At 46.5% G+C, this 2,268-nt stretch carries 2 protein-coding genes; both read right to left on the bottom strand.

What is annotated here, in order from left to right; genetic code table 11:
- Positions 1 to 26 precede the first annotated feature (26 nt).
- Entirely contained in the window at positions 27 to 1,820 is a 1,794-nt protein-coding gene (gene recG / locus JZU62_RS02260) for an ATP-dependent DNA helicase RecG (protein WP_295011489.1), read from the bottom strand.
- A partial coding sequence (locus tag JZU62_RS02265) for an insulinase family protein (RefSeq protein WP_295011491.1) occupies positions 1,801 to 2,268 on the bottom strand: 468 nt, incomplete at its 5' end. The genes JZU62_RS02265 and recG, both read right to left, overlap by 20 nt.

The following is a 2,268-nucleotide window of genomic DNA, read 5'->3' on the forward strand; positions in this document are numbered from 1 at the left end:
CGTACCGATGGAAGATTCGGTCTCTATTAATCTTTTTGGAGGTCAAGATAATTCTTGACTTCCCTCACAATAACTTCATCTTCACCGATATCTGCCCACCGAAATTTTTTACCGCTTTGGATACTCCCCTCCAACAAATCCCCGCTGGAGCGAAATTTCAGATCCAATGCTGCTATCTCAAAACCACTCATGCAGGTGCTAAACGATTCTAAACGCTCATTTTTACCGTTTTTGTTGCTATAGAGATAGCAATACCCCTGCAATCCGGTACGACTTACACGCCCGCGCAGTTGATGGAGTGTTGAGAGCCCCAAACGTTCGGCTCCCACAATGACGACGGTAGAGAGACGCGGGAGTGAAATGCCCACTTCAATGACAGTCGTAGCAAGCAAGATATTTCCGCTCTCTCGAAATGCCATCAATACTGCCTCTTTTTCCTTGTCTTTTCCATAGGTGATGTAGACATTCTCGAAATTCTTTTCCCAATACCCCCGCGCTTCATCGATACTTTGATAGTTGATGCTCTCGCTCTGTTCTACCAACGGATATACTATAAGAACTTGATGACTTTGTGAAATCTCAAAGCGGATGCGATCTAATAATTTTGTGAAATCGCTTTTGCCGATGATACGGGTGGTAATATTTTTCGTAAAAGGTGTCTGGACGATCAAGCTCACATCAATATGGGCTGAATCGATCATCGCCTGTGTGCGGGGGATCGGTGTGGCGGAGAATTGGAGGTAATGAGGTGAGGTATCGTTATCGGTAAGTTTCGTGAGTGCATGGCGCTGAGCGGTGCCGAAACGGTGCTGTTCATCCACCATCACCAGCCCCGCTTCGGGGAGATGTCTATGAAGCAAGGCATGGGTTCCAATGATAAAGTCATACTCATCCAATGGAGCTTTTTTCGTTGCATTGGTCACCAATGCTATTCGTAAATTTGGAAGAAATTTTTGGGCTTCTTCATAGAGTTGTGCGGCGAGGATCGTGGTCGGTGCCATCAGAATCGAGCGGTGAGGTTGCATCAGGATGACGGAGGCTAATATCACCATGGTTTTCCCCGATCCGACATCCCCCACGATCATACGGCGTGAGGCGTGTTCACCTCTGAGATCACTCTCGATCTCGCCAATCGCTTTTTTTTGATCCTCTGTCAGTTCAAACGGAAGGGTTTTCATCCATCCACTAATATCCCCCGAAGCTCTATAGGAGGTTTTATGATAACGGCGTTTAAGTCTAAGACGGCGCATATACTCATAAAGTTCACCGAATTTAAGGGCATGAAGTTGTGATTCACTCATAGATTTCGGAAGTTCGGGAAAATGAAGTGCATAAAGTTCATGGGCAATATGTTCGGGGAGTCCATCTGAGATGAGATTTTCAACCGTGATATTTTTCTCTATCAGACGACGCATCACATCGGCTCGAAGTGCTGTTTTATAGATCGGAACGAGGGAACCGACGGCACTGATCTTCATCGGATGGACGATCGTCCATTTCCCCAGTTCCCACTGCGCCTTTCCGCTAAAAAATGCCCGCTCACCACGTGGAAACTGATGGATCATGTAGGGTTTTGGATGAAATATCACCCCCTCAATCACACACTCTAAGTTATGTGCAAAGAAGGTAATCTTGAGCGTTTTTGGGGTTCGGACGACGTGCTCGACCGTCGCATCTATGACACATTGCGTGTTAGTGGAAAGTTCATGGCTGAGACGACGGTCTTCAAAAGAGGTGGGAGCGATAAGGGAAAGGGCAGTAATACTCGTGATCCCTAAACGGTGAAACTTCTCACCGTCCTCACTTGGTAACGATAGCATAGCTAAGATCGCGGATTTCGCCGTGGCGTTTGATAAAATCGTTCACTTCATCCAAAGTCAATGTGCGAATAAGTTCGAGTTCTTGAAGCGAATGTCCTAGCGGTTTTCCTTGATAATATTCGCTAAACGTTCGACCCAAACGCTGGGAGAGAGTTTCGACACGTAACGGCTCGGAGCCGAGTAAAAACTTACGTGCTTGATCGAGTTCACCCTGCGTTACCCCCTCTCGGACAAAAGTATCGATCACTTCTACAACCGTTTTTTTCGCTTCTTCCTGCGATTCGAGCTTCGTTTGGAGATAACCGCTGAAATAGGTGTTGGTTTTAGCGACACTTAGACGTGAGTAGGCGGAATACGCCAATCCTCGTTTAACTCGGATTTCTTCCATAAGACGACTTCCAAATCCGCTACTGCCTAAGATAAACATCGCAACACGGGCTTTGTAAAA

Source organism: Sulfuricurvum sp. (assembly GCF_019163035.1).
Taxonomy (GTDB): Bacteria; Campylobacterota; Campylobacteria; order Campylobacterales; family Sulfurimonadaceae; genus Sulfuricurvum.